Here is a 14,924-nt window from a genome sequence, read left to right as displayed (position 1 = left end):
GGTGACTGCCGAACAGCGCTTCGACAGCTCAGCGAGACCGTAACGCGGGCGTGTTGACGTGTCCAGAGAGGTGACTCAAGAAGATCGAAGCGCTTCGATCCGGTGCGGGATGTCAGGGGCGCAGCAGCACCTTGCCCGTCCTCGGATCACCGCCGCCGACGAGCGCGAGCGCCTCGTCGAACCGGTCCAGCGGGAACTCGTGGGTGACGAGCGGCCCCGGGTCGAGCAGGCCGAGGGAGAAGGCCCGCACGGCGTCGGCCCAGGCGGCCGAGGAGGCACCGAAGACGCTGTGGATCTCCAGCTGGCTGACGGACAGATGGACCGGGTCGATTCCGGTGGCTCCCGCCGAGAACATGCCGGTGAGCACGACCCGCCCGCCGCGCCGGGCGAGCAGACAGGAGGAGGCGGCCGTGGTGGGCGCCCCGGCGGTCTCCACGACGAGGTCGAAGGCCCCGGTCTCGCCGTCCGCGCCCGCCGGGGCGAGAGCCCGGTTCGCGCCGAAGGCCAGGGCCTGCGCCGCCCGGTCGGCGCGCGGGTCCACGACGGCCAGTTCGGCGGGGGAGGAGGCCTTGAGCCACTGGACGGCGAGCAGGCCGAGCGTCCCGGCGCCGACCACGGCGATCCGCTCACCCGGGCGGGGCCGCCCCGCCCGTACCGCGGCGGCGACGACGGCGGCCGGTTCGAGCAGGGCCGCGGCCCGGAGGTCGACGCCGTCCGGCAGCGGGTGCACCAGCCGGGCGGGCACGAGGAGATGGTCGGCGAACGCGCCCGGTTCGGTGAAGCCGGTCTCCGCGTACCCCGCCGTGCACAGGCTGGTCTCCCCGTACCGGCAGCGCTCGCACCGACCGCAGGCCCGGAACCCCTCGGCGACGCACGCCCGTCCGAGCAGCGCGGGGTCGGTCCCGGTCCCGACGGCGTCCACGGTTCCCGACCACTCGTGCCCGGGAACCACCGGGTAGCGCACATAGCCGGGGGCGCGACGGCCCTCGTACAGCTCGCGGTCGCTCATGCAGATGCCGGCGGCGGCGACCCGCACCCGGACCTCACCCGGGCCGGGTGAGGGGACCTCGCGCTCGACGAGCCGGTGGGCGCCCGGCCGTTCCACGAGGACCGCACGGCTCAGGGGCGCGGGTGCGGTGTCCGCCCGGGCGGAGCCGGTGTCCCCTCCGGTGGGTTCGGTGCTCACTTCGGCTGCCTCTTCTCCCAGCCTTCGGCCCACAGGTCGAACCGGGCGCGCTGTTGCGGGAATTCGGCCGCCGCGTCCACGTCGAGCTCGACGCCGAGGCCGGGTGCGTGGGAGACGGCGAAGCAGCCGGTCTCCGGGTCGACCTCGGGGGCGCCCTTCACGACCTTCTTGATCTCCGCGTCGGCGAAGTCGTTGAAGTGCTCCAGAATCTTGAAGTTGGGTGTGCAGGCGGCGAGCTGGAGGGAGGCCGCGGTCAGGACGGAGCCGCCCACGTTGTGGGGGGCGATCATCATGTAGTGGGTCTCGGCGGTCGCGGCGAGTTTCCGGGTCTCCCAGATGCCGCCGATGTGGCCGACGTCCGGCTGGACGATGTCGACGGCCTGGCTCTCGAAGAGTTCACGGAACTCGGTCCGGTCGTGGATGCGTTCCCCGGTGGCGAGGGGGAGGTCGACCTTCGCGGCGACCTTCTCCAGTGCTTTGAGGTTCTCGGGCGGGACGGGTTCCTCCAGCCAGGCCGGGCGGAAGGGGGCGAGGTCCCGGGCCAGCCTGATCGCTGTGGAGGGGGAGAAGCGGCCGTGCATCTCCAGCATCAGTTCGGTGTCCGGCCCGACGGCGTCGCGGACGGCCTCGATCAGGGCGACGGCGTCCCGTGTCTGCCCGGCGTCCAGTTCGTAGTGGCCGGTGCCGAACGGGTCGATCTTGAGGGCGCGGTAGCCGCGGTCGATGACGGCGCGGGCGGCCCGGTGGTAGGCCTCGGGGGTGCGTTCGGTGGTGTACCAGCCGTTGGCGTACGCCTTGACCCGGTCGGTCACCTTGCCGCCGAGGAGCTGCCAGACGGGCACGCCGAGGGCCTTGCCCTTGATGTCCCAGCAGGCCGTCTCGACGACGGCGATGCCGGACATGACGATCTCTCCGGCCCGCCCGAAGTCGCCGTACTTCATCCGGCGGACGAGATCCTCGATCGCGAACGGGTCCGAACCCGCGATGTGGTTGGCCTCCGCCTCGCGGAGATAGCCGACGAGCGCGTCGGTGTGCCCGAGCATCCTCGTCTCACCGACCCCGGTCAGACCCTCGTCGGTATGGACGAGCACATAGGTGAGATTGCGCCAGGGCGTACCGACGACATGAGTGGTGATTCCCGTGATCCGCAAGGCGGTTGCCCCTCGATCTCGTTCGAAATTTCGTCACACGTTCGAAATGTAGGCGTGACCGTAGGCAGTGGCTTGCCGGGGTGTCAATGGTGACGCGGGGAGCGCGACCACCCGGGCCGCCCCCTCGCGCGAACCGTTGCCCCGCCCGAGGTGCGCCGCTAGTCTCTGTTCGCGATTTCGGTCGCCGTACGGCATACCGAACGGTCAGAAGTGAGGTGGGGGACCCATGGGGCGACTTGTTCCGGCGGTGACCAGGGCATTCGACGTACTGGAACTCTTCCTCGAAGGCGACGGGACCCTCTCCGCTCCCGAGATCACCCGCAGGCTCCAGCTGCCGCGCACGACCACCCATGAGCTGGTCACCACCCTGACCGCCCGCAACTACCTCGTGGCGGTGCCGGAACAGCCCGGCCGCTACCGGCTCGGCGTCCGCACCTACCAACTCGGCAGCCGGTACGCGGAGCAGCTCGACCTCGCCGCCGAGGGGCACGAGGTCGCCCGCCAGGTGGCCGACACCTGCGGCGAGACCGTCCATGTGGCCGTCCTGGAGGACATGGACGTCATCTACATCGCCAAGGTCGACTCCAGTCACGCGGTACGGATGGTGTCGGCGGCCGGACGCCGACTGCCCGCCCACTGCACGGCCGTCGGCAAGATGCTGCTCGCCACGCTCCCCCCGGACGAGCTGGAGGAGCGGCTCGACGGGCGCCTCGACGGCCGCGTCGAAGGGAGCGCCGGCGGGCGCGGGCTCGTCGCCATGACGCCCCGCAGCATCACCGACCCGGACGCGCTGCGCGCCGCGCTCGCGGAGATCCGGATCCTCGGTGTCGCCGGCGAGCAGCAGGAGTCCAACCCCGACGTCAGCTGCGTCGCCGCCCCGGTACGGGACCGCTCCGGCCGGGTCGTCGCGGCGCTCTCCGTCTCGGTCCCGGTGCACCGCTGGAGCGAGGACCGCGAGAACGAGCTCACCGCCCTCGCGGTGAAGGGCGCGAACGAACTGTCGGAACGCCTCGGGCACCGGGTCACGACCTGAACCCCGGCCCGCACCGAAGGGGTCGGCCCCGCGAGAGCCTCCGGGGCCGACCCGTCTTCCGGTACGGGGACGAGAGAGGAAGGGGCGGACGCCGTGGGGGGAGGGGTGGGTATCCGCGGGCAGGTCAGGCGTCCAGGCGTACGACCCTGACGGCACCGGCCGGGACGGTGAGCTTCCCGTCGACCGCCGTACCGCCCGCCGTACCGCCCGCGGCGCCGGCGAGGAGCTCCGTACCGGAGCCGTCGAGCGGCACCTCGGCGTCCTCGGCGGAGTGGTTGAGCGCGAAGAGGTAGCGCCGGCCGCCGTCCCCGGCCCGCCGCACGACCTCCACGTCACGCGCCAGCCCGGTGCGTGACGCGATCCCGGCGTCCTCGCCCGCGGCGGCGACGATCGCGTCGAGCGAGGCCGCGTCGAGTCGGGTGGAGACGTACCAGGCGGTGCCACGCCCGAGCCGGTGCCGGGTGACGGCGGGCCCTCCGGCGGCCGGCCCGTCCGCGTACGTCCACACCGTCTCCGCGCCGCGCGGCCGGACGAACTCCGTCCACACGTCGCCGGTGAGCGAGGCGCCGCCGGGCCCGTCGATCCGCACCCGCTGGTCGTCCAGGAGCGGCGACCACTCCTCGACGGTGAGACCGAGGACGTCCCGCAGGGCGCCGGGGTAGGCGCCGGGATGCACGGCGTCGTGCTCGTCGACGATCCCGGAGAAGTACGAGACGACGAGCGTGCCGCCGTTCTCGACGTACTCCCGGAGGTTCTGCCCGGCGGCCTCGGTCATGAGGTACAGGGCGGGGACGACGACCAGCGGGTAGGCCGTGAGGTCGGACTCGGGGTGGGCGAAGTCGACGGTGAGGTGCCGGTCGTAGAGGGTCTCGTAGAAGCTGTCGGCGCGCTCGCGGGCGTCGTGGGCCGCGTTCGGCCGCCACTCCAGGTTCTGCGCCCACCAGGAGTGCCAGTCCCAGAGCACGGCGACGTCCGGGACGGTCCGGGTGCCGCGCACCTCCTCCAGGGCCTCCAGGTCGGCGCCGAGGGCGACGACCTCGCGCCAGATCCGGGTGTCGGTGCCGCCGTGCGGGACCATCGCGGAGTGGAACTTCTCGGCGCCGCGCCGGGACTGGCGCCACTGGAAGAACATGGCGCCCTCGGAGCCGCGGGCGACATGGGCGAGGGAGTTGCGGGCCATCTCGTCGGGGCGCTTGGCCGGGTTGCGGGCCTGCCAGTTCACTCCGGACGTGGAGTGCTCCAGGAGCAGCCAGGGGGCGCCGCCGGCGACGGAGCGGGTGAGGTCGGCGGCCATGGCCAGGTTGACATGGGTGCGGCGGCCGTCGGTCATCAGATAGTGGTCGTTGGTGACGAGGTCGACCTCGCGGCCCCAGGCCCAGTAGTCGATGGAGTCGCACTGGCTGAGCGCGGTCATGAAGTTGGTGGTGACGGGGATGCCGGGTGCGAGCTCGTGCAGGATGTCCCGTTCCGCCCGGAAGTTCTCGCGGATCGTGGCGTCGGCGAAGCGACGGTAGTCGAGCTGCTGGGCCGGGTTGCCGACGGTCGGGGTGACCCGGGGCGGGTCGATCTCCTCGTACGAGGAGTAGTGCTGTCCCCAGAAGGCGGTGCCCCAGGCCTCGTTCACCGCCTCGACCGAGCCGTGGGCCTCGTGCAGCCAGCGGCGGAAGTGGGCGGCGCAGCTGTCGCAGTAGCAGGCGCTGACGGGGACGCCGTACTCGTTGTGGACGTGCCAGAGCGCGAGCGCCGGGTGGCTGCCGTAGCGGCGGGCCAGTGCGGTGGTGATGCCCGTGGCCGCCGCTCGATAGGCGGCGGAACTGTGACAGATCGCCCCGCGTGAGCCGTAGGAGTGGCGCACGCCCTCGGCGGTGACGGGCAGGGCCTCGGGGTGGGCGCGGTAGAACCAGGCGGGCGGTGCCACGGTCGGCGTGCCCAGGTCGACCCGGACGCCGTGCTCGTGGAGCAGGTCGAGGAGCCGGTCGAGCCAGTCGAAGTCGTACCGGCCCGGCTCCGGTTCGAGGAGGGCCCAGGAGAAGATCCCGACGCTCACCATGGTGACGCCGGCCTCGCGCATGAGCCGAACGTCCTCCTGCCAGACGCGTTCCGGCCACTGTTCGGGGTTGTAGTCCCCGCCGAACGCGAGCCGGTGCAGGCCCTTGGGAGTGGTCTGCGACATGAGTGTCTCCTGAAACATCGAGCGAACGCCGAACCAAGAAAGCTCTGTTCGGTTGGGAACGTGCACACACCCGATCTCGATGTGGCAACGCAACATAACCGCACAGGAACAACCATTGACAAGTGTCCGGAACGTTTCTCTACTGTGAACGCTCACAGATGCATGGTCGGCCTCTCCGCTCGAGGAGGAGGCCCCTTCGGTCAGGGAGAACTACCCCATGCCCCACACGATGCGCCGCCGCCTCGCCGCCGCCACCGCCGTCCTTCTCGGTGCCACCGCGCTCACCGCCTGTGGATCCTCCGACTCCGACGACAAGGCGGCGTCCGGCCCCGTCTCGCTGACCTACTGGGCCTGGGCGCCCGGAATGGACAAGGTCGTCGCCCTCTGGAACGCCGAACACCCCGACATCAAGGTGACGGTGCAGAAGCAGGCCTCCGGCGACGACCTCGTCACCAAGATCATCACCGCCACCAAGGCGCACAAGGCCCCCGACCTCGTCCAGGCCGAGTACCAGGCCCTGCCGACCCTGGTCTCCAACGACGCCCTCGCCGACATCGCCCCCGACGTCGCGGGCGTCAAGGACAGGTTCGCCCCCGGCATCTGGCAGCAGACCACCTTCGGAGGCGAGGCCGTCTACGCCCTGCCGCAGGACTCCGGGCCGCTGATGTTCTTCTACCGCCAGGACCTCTTCAAGCAGTACGGCCTCTCCGTCCCCACCACCTGGGAGGAGTTCGCCACCACCGCCCGCGACCTGAGGAAGAAGGCCCCGGACAAGTCCCTGACCACCTTCTCCGCCAACGACTCCGGCCTCTTCGCCGGACTCTCCCAGCAGGCCGGCGCCCGGTGGTGGACCTTCGAGGGCGACACCTGGAAGGTCGGCATCGACGACGCCGCCACCAGGAAGGTCACCGACTTCTGGGGCGGCCTGGTCGGCGAGGGCGCGATCGACAACCAGCCGATGTACACCCCCGCCTGGAACAAGGCCCTCAACAGCGGCGAGCAACTCGCCTGGGTCAGCGCCGTCTGGGCCCCCGGCGTCCTCACCACCGCCGCCCCCGACACCCGGGGCAAGTGGGCCATGGCCCCCCTCCCGCAGTGGACCAAGGGCGCCTCCTCCACCGGCAGCTGGGGCGGCTCCTCCACCGCCGTCACCACCGACTCGAAGCACAGGAAGGCCGCCGCGCAGTTCGCCACCTGGCTCAACACCGACCCGGTCGCCCTCGCCGCGCTCGTGAAGGAGAGCGGCATCTACCCGGCGGCCACCGCTGCCCAGACCAGCGGCGCCCTCGCCGAGGCCCCCGCCTTCTTCCCGAACCAGCCCGACTTCTACACCCGCGCCGCCGAGATAGCGAAGACCACCGCGCCGGCCGCCTGGGGCCCCAACGTGAACGTCGCCTACACCGCCTTCAAGGACGAGTTCGGCAAGGCCGCCAAGGCCAGGTCCGGCTTCGGCACCGCTCTCACCACCGTCCGGTCCGCCACCGTCGCGGACCTGGAGAAGCAGGGCTTCGAGGTCGCCAAGTGACGCAGCCCCCTCGGGGCGTGCGCCGGTCGTACGGGGTCAAGGCGGCCCCGTACGCCCTCCCGTCGCCCACCACCACCCTCAAACGAGCGCGAAGCGCCCCCTACTTCTTCATCCTCCCCGCCGCCGTCCTCTTCGCCCTCTTCTTCGCCCTGCCCATCGGTTACGCGATCCGGCTCAGCTTCCACAAGATCGAGATCAAGGGTCTCGGCCTCGGCAAGGGAGCCCGCAGCGAGGTCTGGGCCGGCCTGGAGAACTACACCTCCGCCCTCACCGACTCCGAACTCGGCGCCGGCGCACTGCGCGTCCTCGGCTACGGCGCCGTCGTCGTCCCCGTCATGCTGGGCCTCGCGCTCTTCTTCGCGCTCCTCCTCGACACCGAGCGCGTCCGGGCCCGCTCCTTCTCCCGGCTCGCGATCTTCCTCCCGTACGCCGTTCCCGGAGTGATCGCGGCCCTTCTGTGGGGCTTCCTCTACCTCCCCGACGTCAGTCCCTTCTTCTACGTCCTCGACGCCCTCGGACTCCCGCAGCCCGACCTCATGGACGGCACTCCGCTCTACCTCGCCATGGCGAACATCGCCGTCTGGGGCGGCACCGGCTTCAACATGATCGTCATCTACACCGCGCTGCGCTCCCTGCCCGCCGAGGTGTACGAGGCGGCCAAGCTCGACGGCTGCTCGGAGTTCCAGATCGCGCTCCGCGTCAAGATCCCGATGGTGGCGCCCTCCCTGGTGCTCACCTTCTTCTTCTCGATCATCGCGACCCTCCAGGTCTTCAACGAGCCCACCACGCTCCGGCCGCTCACCAACGGCATCCCCACCACCTGGAGCCCCCTGATGAAGGTCTACAACGACGCCTTCACCGGCGGGAACATCCACGCGGCCTCGGCCACCGCCGTGGTGCTCGCCCTCGCCACCTTCGTCCTCTCCTTCGCCCTCCTCAGGCTCTCCACCCGCCGCACCACGCAAGGAGCAACCCGATGACCGGGCTCGCCTCCCCGCCGCTCAGCAGGGCCGCGAACGTCCCCGGGCCCGCCGCCGGCGCCACCCCCGGCACGCCCCAGGGCCCTCCCCGGCCGCGCCGCGCCGCACTGCTGCCCACCGCGGCCCTCGTCCTCGGCGCGGTCTACTGCCTGCTGCCCGTCGCATGGGTCCTCGTCGCCGCCACCAAGTCCGGCGCCGACCTCTTCTCCACCTTCACCTTCCTGCCCGGCGACGGCTTCTCCGACAACCTCGGCGACCTCGGCGCCTACCGCGACGGCATCTACTGGCGCTGGATGGGCAACTCGCTGTTCTACGCGGGCCTCGGCGCCGTCCTGTCCACCGCGGTCTCGGCGCTCGCCGGTTACGGCCTCGCCGTCTACCGGTTCCGCGGCCGCGAGGCCTTCTTCAACGTGATGCTCGCCGGCGTCCTGATGCCCCCGGTCGTCCTGGCCATCCCGCAGTACCTGCTGATGGCCCAGGCCGACATGACGGACACCTACGCCTCCGTGCTGCTGCCGCTGATCCTCTCCCCGTACGGCGTCTACCTCGGCCGTGTGTACGCCGAGGCCGCCGTCCCCATGGAGCTCGTCGAGGCCGGCCGCATGGACGGCGCGGGAGAGTGGCGGATCTTCCTGCGGATCGCCGCCCCGATGATGTCCCCGGGCCTGGTGACGATCTTCCTCTTCCAGTTCGTCGCCATCTGGAACAACTTCCTGCTGCCGTTCATCATGCTCGGCGACGACGAGAAGTTCCCCATGACCGTCGGCCTGTTCACCCTCCTCAAGCAGGGCGCGGGACAACCCGCCCTCTACACCCTGGTGATCACCGGTGCGCTCCTCGCCGTCCTCCCGCTCATCGCCCTCTTCCTTCTCATCCAGCGCTTCTGGAGCCTCGACCTGCTCTCCGGCGCCGTAAAGTCCTGAGCACAGGGGATCGAGGGGAAACACACAGCATGAGCACAGCAGCGAGCAGGCGCCGCCCGGCGACCATCCACGACGTGGCCCGCGAGGCCGGCGTCTCGCGCGGCACCGTCTCCCGAGTCCTCAACGGCGGTCACTACGTCAGCCCGACGGCGAAGGCGGCCGTCGACGCCGCGATCCGAAGAACGGGCTACGTCGTCAACCGGCACGCCCGCTCGCTGATCACCGGCAAGTCCGACTCGGTCGCCTTCCTCCTGACCGAACCGCAGGAGCGCTTCTTCGAGGACCCCAATTTCAACGTCCTGCTCCGCGCCTGCACCCAGGCCCTCGCGGCCCGGGACATCCCGCTGCTCCTGATGATCGCGGGCACCGAGGACGAGCGCCGCCGCAACCTCCGCTACATCGAGGCCGGTCACGTCGACGGCGTCCTTCTCGTCTCCAGCCACTCCGGCGACCCCGTCGTGGCCCGGCTGCACGAGGCCGGCGTCCCCGTCGTCGCCTGCGGCAAGCCTCTCGGCCAGACCGCCAAGATCGGCTACGTCGCGGCCGACGACCGCGACGGGGCCCGCGACATGGTCCGCCATCTGTACGCCTCCGGGCGCCGCCGGATCGCCACCGTCACCGGACCGCTCGACACCCCCGGCGGGGTGGAACGCCTCGCCGGATACCGCGAGACCCTCGCCGAGTACGGGCTCCCCGCCGACGAGTCGCTGATCGCCACCGGCGACTACAGCAGGACCAGCGGCGAGGACGCGGCCCACGTCCTCCTGGAGCGCGCCCCGGACATCGACGCCGTCTTCGTCGCCTCCGACCTCATGGCGCAGGGCGTCCTCGACACCCTCGCCCGCGCGGGCCGCAGGGTGCCGGAGGACATCGCGGTGGGAGGTTTCGACGACTCCCCGGCGGCCCTCTCCTCCCGGCCCCCGCTCACCACCATCCGCCAGCCCTGGGACCGGATCAGCACCGAGATGGTGCGGACGCTGCTCGCCCGGATAGCGGGCGAGGACCCGGCGGCGGTCATCCTGCCGACGGAGCTGGTCCGCCGCGAGTCCGCTTAGTGCGGGAGCGCGGGACTACGGGAGCGCGGGACTACGGGAGTGCGCGAGCGACCGGGAGCGGCCGGACCCTTCGGGGCCCGGCCGCTCCTTCGTCGATCACCGGCCGGTACGTCGGTCGATGAATCGGTTCACACCGCACGATCCTTGACCCTGGTCGCGGCGCCGCCCTACCGCACGAGCACGTGGTGCTCCAGCCGGAACTGGTCGTCCGCCGCTCGACGCTCGCCGGGCCCTGATCGCCCGGCGCCTCGTGCTCAGCGCACGCCGAGCAGGTGCTCCAGGGCCAGCTGGTCGAGGTGCTCGAAGGCCATGGAACGGGCCGCCGCCGCGTCCGCGTCGAAGGTGTCGTACGCCGTCGGGTCGGCGAGCAGCGCGGCGAGGCCGTCGGCCGCGGTGGGAACGGCGAGTTCGGGGAGCCGGGAGGCGGCCAGGGCAGCCCGGACGTCCGGGTCGGCGCGGAAGGCCGCCGCGCGCTCCTTGAGGATCAGGTAGTTCCGCATGCAGTTCTTCGCCGACTCCCACACCCCGTCGAAGCCGTCCGTCCGCACCGGCTTGAAGTCGAAGTGGCGAGGGCCCTCGTATCCGGCCGTCTCCAGCAGGTCCACCAGCCAGAAGGCCTGGCGCAGGTCGCCCGCCCCGAAGCGGAAGTCCTGGTCGTACTTGATGCCGGACTGGCCGTTGAGGTCGATGTGGAAGAGCTTGCCCGCCCACAGGGCCTGAGCGATGCCGTGCGGGAAGTTGAGGCCGGCCATCTGCTCGTGGCCCGTCTCGGGATTCACACCGACCAGTTCGGGGCGCTCCAGGCGCTCGATGAAGGCCAGGGCGTGCCCGATGGTGGGAAGCAGGATGTCGCCGCGCGGCTCGTTCGGCTTGGGCTCGATCGCGAACCGCAGGTCGTAGCCCTGCTCGGTGACGTACTGGCCGAGCAGGTCGAAGGCCTCCTTCATCCGGTCGAGCGCGACCCGGACGTCCTTCGCGGCCCCGGACTCGGCGCCCTCCCGGCCGCCCCACGCGACATAGACGGTGGCGCCGAGCTCGACGGCCAGGTCGATGTTGCGGAGGGTCTTGCGCAGCGCGAAGCGGCGGACGTCCCGGTCGTTGGCGGTGAAGGCGCCGTCCTTGAAGACGGGGTGGGAGAAGAGGTTCGTCGTCGCCATGGGGACCTTCAGGCCCGTGCGGTCCAGGGCGGACCGGAAACGCTTCACGATCGTGTCGCGCTCGGCGTCCGGGGTGCCGAAGGGGATGAGGTCGTCGTCGTGGAAGGTGACGCCGTACGCGCCGAGGGCGGCGAGGCGTTCGACCGCCTCGACGGGGTCGAGGGCCGGGCGGGTGGCCTCGCCGAAGGGGTCGCGGCCCTGCCAGCCGACGGTCCAGAGTCCGAAGGTGAACCGGTCCTCGGGAGCGGGGGAGTAGAGATCCGGCATGGTGTGTCCTTCTCTTGGGATTTGTTTTCTGAGATAACTAATACGGGACGGACGCACCGCGCGCCACCCCCCGGGCCAGGAATCACCCCCGGGACGAACGACAGGAATGAGGTGAGGGCGTGCCCACGAGCCGCTCCGTCGTGATCGGTGTGGACAGCTCCACGCAGTCCACCAAGGCCGTGGCCGTCGACGCCGACACCGGCGAACTCCTCGCCCTCGGCCGCGCCCCGCACACCGTGACCGGGACCGCCGGCGCACGCGAGAGCGACCCCGGGGAGTGGTGGACCGCCCTCGCCACGGCCGTCCGCGCGGCCGTACGGGAGGCGGGCGTCCCGGCCGGCTCCGTCACCGGCATCGCCGTCGCCGGACAGCAGCACGGGCTCGTCACCCTCGGAGCCGACGGGCACCCCCTGCGCCCCGCCCTGCTCTGGAACGACACCCGCTCCGCGCCCCAGGCCGCCGGCCTCGCCGCCCGCCTCGGCGGCCCCGCGGCCTGGCTGAAGCGCACCGGTTCGGTCCCCGTCGCCTCCATGACCGCCGCCAAGTGGCAGTGGCTGCGCGAGCGGGAACCCGAACAGGCGGCGGCCGTCGCCGGCGTCCGCCTCCCGCACGACCACCTCACCGAGCTGCTCGCCGGGGTCGCCGTGACCGACCCCGGCGACGCCTCGGGGACCTGCTGGTACGGGACCGGTGACGGCGCCTACGACCCCGACGTCCTGGACCTCATCGGCCTCGACCCCGCCCTGCTGCCCGCCGTCGCGCCCGGGGGCGCCACCCCCGTCGGCACCCTGACCCCGGCCGCCGCCGAGGCCCTCGGGCTGCCCCGTACGGTCGTCGTCGCCGCCGGGACCGGCGACAACATGGCCGCCGCCGTCGGCCTCGGCCTCGGCGGCGCGGGGCTCCTCGACCACCCGGTCGTCAGCCTCGGCACCTCCGGAACCGTCTTCGCCGCGACCCGCGCCCGGCCGGCCGATCCCGGACTCGCCGGCTTCGCCGCCACCGACGGCACGTACCTCCCGCTCGGCTGCACCCTCAACTGCACCCTGGCCGTCGACCGGTTCGCCACGCTCCTGGGCCTGGACCGGGAGGACGCGGCGCCGGGCGGGGACGTCGTCGTCCTGCCGTACCTCGACGGCGAACGGACCCCCGACCTCCCGCACGCCTCAGGGCTCGTCACCGGCCTCCGGCACGGCACGGACCCCCGGGTGGTCCTGGGGGCCGCGTACGAGGGAGCGGCGTTCACCGTGCTGCGCGCCCTCGACCAGCTCCTCGCCGCCTGCGGCCTCGACCCGGCCGACCCCGCCGTACGGGACCGGCCGCTGCGTCTGATCGGCGGCGGCGCGCGCGGCCGCGCCTGGACCGGGACGGTCCGCAGGCTCTCCGGACGGCCTCTGGTCGTCCCCGCCGCCGACGAACTCGTCGCCCTCGGCGCGGCGGCCCTCGCCGCCGGGGCGGTGACGGGTGCGGATCCGGTGGCCCTGGCGACGGCCTGGGGTACGGGGTCGGGCCAGGTCCTGCCCCCGGTCGAGCGCGACGGGGCGACCTGGGACAGGATCGAGGGGGTCCTGGCCGCCGCGACGCCCGCGCTGCTGAGCTGAGGCCGGGCCGCCCGGACGCGTCATCGACCGTCGATGAGATGGGGCAGGCTCGTGGGGGTGAGGCGGATGTCGTCGAAGTCCACACGGCACCCCTCGCCCACGGGCGACTGCACCTCGACGCCGATCCGCAGGGGACGGGGGCCGGTGAGGGCGAACTGCCGTACCAGGCGCCAGAAGCCCCCGTCGTCCGAGACGTGGAAGGCGAACCCCTCGCCGATCCGGCAGATGCGCAGCCACAGGGCCTCGCCCGTGACGGGGCTCCCGACCGCGTCGTCGGACCGGCCGCGGGTCACGACCGAGAAGACGCAGGGAGTCCCGTCGGGGGCCTGCTCGAAGTTGAGCTTCGCCCAGTGGTCGTCGTCGGACCGGACGACGAGAGCCCCCGCGTCCCAGGCGGACCGGAAGCCGACGCGGAGCCGGGCCGAGAACTGCCAGTCGCCTTCCGGCGGAGTGGTCAGGGCGACGGCGGCGTCGCGTCGCGCCGCCCCGCCGAGCGGGTCCGTGAAGAGGTCCGTCCGTGGGGCGGCGGAGACGGTCAGGACGCCGTCGGAGAGGGACCATGCCGCCGGGGCGGTGGTCCAGTCGAGGCCGAGCGGGAGCGAGGTGTGGACGTTCATGGCGTCATGATCGCGAGCCGGGCGGGTCCCCGCCACGGTCTCGGGCGAGGATCCATGAACCGCTGCGAAAGTCCAAGCCGGAGCCCGGGCGAGGGCTCGACGCCGGGCGCAGGCGCCTACCGTCGGGTCGGAGCCGGTCGGGGTCGGGTTCGGTCGGGGTCGGGGTCGGTCACGACCCGGACGTCGTCCCCGCCGTGACGCGCCGCTGGTGCACCCGCAGATGCAGGGTCGCCAGGTCGAGGAGCGGAGTCGCCACACCCAGGGAGCGGGCCCGTTCGGTCAGGTCGCCGAAGAGGTGCTCGACCTCGGTCGGGCGGCCCGCCGCCAGGTCGCGGTAGAGGGACGGCACCATCGGCGAACCCGGCACGGACACCACGGCGAGGGTCGCCGCCCGCTCCGCCGCCGGTACCGGATGCCCGGCCGCCGCGGCCACCGCGGCCGCCTCGTCGAGCACCGCCGGGCCGAGCCCGGGACCGCCCGGCGCGTCGTACACATCGCCGACCGTGCCGCGCATCAGGCTCGTCACGGCGCCGAGGGTCGTGATGAACACCCACTTGTGCCACATCGCCGTGACCGCGTGCGCCGGCACCGGCGAGACGACGCCCGCCTCTTCCAGCACGGCCCGGATCCCCGCCGCTCGCGCGGTGTCCGTGCCGTCCTGCTCGCCGAGCGTCAGATGGGCCAGGGGGGCGAGCCGCCGGATGTCACCCGAGTCGTCCAGGGTGGTGACCACCTTGGCCACGCCGCCGAGGACGGACGCGCTGCCGAAGCGGCCGTTGAGGGCGTCCAAGTGGGCGAGGCCGTTGAGGAGCGGCACGACGACCGTGTCCGGTCCGACGGCCGGGGCGATGTCCTCGATCGCCCCGTCGAGACCGGTGGACTTCACCGAGAGCAGGACGAGGTCGTACGGGCCGTCGAGCACGTCGGCCGTCACGAGCCGGGGCGTCAGGACCCATTCCTCGTCGCGGCCCACGATCCGCAGCCCGCGTTCACGCAGCGCCTCCGCCCGGGCCGGGCGGACCAGGAAGGTGACGTCCCGTCCCGCGCGGGCGAGCAGGGCACCGAAGTAGCCACCGGTGGCACCGGCGCCGACGACCAGGATCCTCATCGTTGCGAACCTCTCGTGAAGCGCCCCGTGGGCGCGGTGGTGAGCAGGGGGTGGAGCGGCCGGTGCGGCCGGGCGAGGGCCGCCGTCACCGGATCGTCGTCCGGGGACGCGGGGGCGATCCCCGGACCTTAGGCCGTCGTTTCCGGATCGT

12 protein-coding genes are annotated in these 14,924 nt (G+C 72.4%); 6 read left to right on the top strand and 6 right to left on the bottom strand.

What is annotated here, in order from left to right; all coding sequences use genetic code 11:
- Positions 1-112: 112 nt before the first annotated feature.
- Together IE311_RS13585 and IE311_RS13580 are read right to left on the bottom strand one after the other, a co-directional pair.
- Positions 113-1,123 (bottom strand): zinc-dependent alcohol dehydrogenase, encoded by a 1,011-nt coding sequence (locus tag IE311_RS13585; protein WP_189832011.1) that lies wholly within the window; start codon positions 1,121-1,123, stop codon positions 113-115.
- A gap of 59 nt (positions 1,124-1,182) precedes the next feature.
- Positions 1,183-2,337 (bottom strand): mandelate racemase/muconate lactonizing enzyme family protein, encoded by a 1,155-nt coding sequence (locus tag IE311_RS13580; RefSeq protein WP_189831895.1) that lies wholly within the window; start codon positions 2,335-2,337, stop codon positions 1,183-1,185.
- 226 nt (positions 2,338-2,563) lie between these two features.
- Here IE311_RS13580 and IE311_RS13575 point away from each other — a divergent pair, with 226 nt between their 5' ends.
- Entirely contained in the window at positions 2,564-3,370 is an 807-nt protein-coding gene (locus tag IE311_RS13575; RefSeq protein ID WP_189831894.1) for an IclR family transcriptional regulator, read from the top strand.
- A 124-nt stretch (positions 3,371-3,494) separates the two neighbouring features.
- Here IE311_RS13575 and IE311_RS13570 read toward each other — a convergent pair whose 3' ends face one another.
- Positions 3,495-5,543 carry a beta-galactosidase gene (locus tag IE311_RS13570; protein WP_189831893.1) on the bottom strand — a complete coding sequence of 683 codons (2,049 nt, stop codon included), beginning with the start codon at positions 5,541-5,543 and terminating at the stop codon, positions 3,495-3,497.
- Positions 5,544-5,760: 217 nt separating this feature from the next.
- Here IE311_RS13570 and IE311_RS13565 point away from each other — a divergent pair, with 217 nt between their 5' ends.
- From IE311_RS13565 to IE311_RS13550, 4 genes are read left to right on the top strand one after another with little or no spacing between them, the layout of a single operon-like run.
- Positions 5,761-7,068, top strand: a complete 1,308-nt coding sequence (locus tag IE311_RS13565) for an ABC transporter substrate-binding protein (RefSeq protein ID WP_189831892.1) — start codon at positions 5,761-5,763, stop codon at positions 7,066-7,068.
- Positions 7,065-8,048 carry a carbohydrate ABC transporter permease gene (locus tag IE311_RS13560; protein WP_189831891.1) on the top strand — a complete coding sequence of 328 codons (984 nt, stop codon included), beginning with the start codon at positions 7,065-7,067 and terminating at the stop codon, positions 8,046-8,048. Before IE311_RS13565 ends, IE311_RS13560 begins: the two co-directional genes overlap by 4 nt.
- Positions 8,045-8,971, top strand: a complete 927-nt coding sequence (locus tag IE311_RS13555) for a carbohydrate ABC transporter permease (RefSeq protein WP_189831890.1) — start codon at positions 8,045-8,047, stop codon at positions 8,969-8,971. The genes IE311_RS13560 and IE311_RS13555 overlap by 4 nt, the downstream gene beginning before the upstream one ends.
- 29 nt (positions 8,972-9,000) lie before the next feature.
- A complete protein-coding gene (locus IE311_RS13550; RefSeq protein ID WP_189831889.1) occupies positions 9,001-10,026 on the top strand; it encodes a LacI family DNA-binding transcriptional regulator in 1,026 nt (341 codons plus the stop codon).
- Positions 10,027-10,280: 254 nt separating this feature from the next.
- Here IE311_RS13550 and xylA read toward each other — a convergent pair whose 3' ends face one another.
- Entirely contained in the window at positions 10,281-11,450 is a 1,170-nt protein-coding gene (gene xylA / locus IE311_RS13545) for a xylose isomerase (protein WP_189831888.1), read from the bottom strand.
- A gap of 119 nt (positions 11,451-11,569) precedes the next feature.
- Between xylA and xylB the strand changes: the two genes are divergently transcribed.
- Entirely contained in the window at positions 11,570-13,048 is a 1,479-nt protein-coding gene (gene xylB, locus IE311_RS13540) for a xylulokinase (protein WP_189831887.1), read from the top strand.
- 20 nt (positions 13,049-13,068) lie between these two features.
- Here xylB and IE311_RS13535 read toward each other — a convergent pair whose 3' ends face one another.
- Together IE311_RS13535 and IE311_RS13530 are read right to left on the bottom strand one after the other, a co-directional pair.
- Entirely contained in the window at positions 13,069-13,665 is a 597-nt protein-coding gene (locus IE311_RS13535; protein ID WP_189831886.1) for a DUF1349 domain-containing protein, read from the bottom strand.
- Between the two features lie 169 nt (positions 13,666-13,834).
- Positions 13,835-14,773 (bottom strand): ketopantoate reductase family protein, encoded by a 939-nt coding sequence (locus IE311_RS13530; RefSeq protein WP_189831885.1) that lies wholly within the window; start codon positions 14,771-14,773, stop codon positions 13,835-13,837.
- Positions 14,774-14,924: the final 151 nt, after the last annotated feature.

It is taken from the genome of Streptomyces zaomyceticus, assembly GCF_014656215.1.
GTDB lineage: Bacteria > Actinomycetota > Actinomycetes > Streptomycetales > Streptomycetaceae > Streptomyces > Streptomyces zaomyceticus.
Note: the sequence above shows the minus strand (reverse complement) of the source record. Positions and strands in the feature narration are given on the sequence as shown.

Coding starts and splice junctions, on each gene's coding strand:
- xylA (WP_189831888.1), bottom strand. CDS start 11,450: ATGCCGGATCTCTACTCCCCCGCTCCCGAGGACCGGTTCACCTTCGGA.
- IE311_RS13550 (WP_189831889.1), top strand. CDS start 9,001: ATGAGCACAGCAGCGAGCAGGCGCCGCCCGGCGACCATCCACGACGTG.
- IE311_RS13565 (WP_189831892.1), top strand. CDS start 5,761: ATGCCCCACACGATGCGCCGCCGCCTCGCCGCCGCCACCGCCGTCCTT.
- IE311_RS13575 (WP_189831894.1), top strand. CDS start 2,564: ATGGGGCGACTTGTTCCGGCGGTGACCAGGGCATTCGACGTACTGGAA.
- IE311_RS13530 (WP_189831885.1), bottom strand. CDS start 14,773: ATGAGGATCCTGGTCGTCGGCGCCGGTGCCACCGGTGGCTACTTCGGT.
- IE311_RS13535 (WP_189831886.1), bottom strand. CDS start 13,665: ATGAACGTCCACACCTCGCTCCCGCTCGGCCTCGACTGGACCACCGCC.
- IE311_RS13570 (WP_189831893.1), bottom strand. CDS start 5,543: ATGTCGCAGACCACTCCCAAGGGCCTGCACCGGCTCGCGTTCGGCGGG.
- IE311_RS13555 (WP_189831890.1), top strand. CDS start 8,045: ATGACCGGGCTCGCCTCCCCGCCGCTCAGCAGGGCCGCGAACGTCCCC.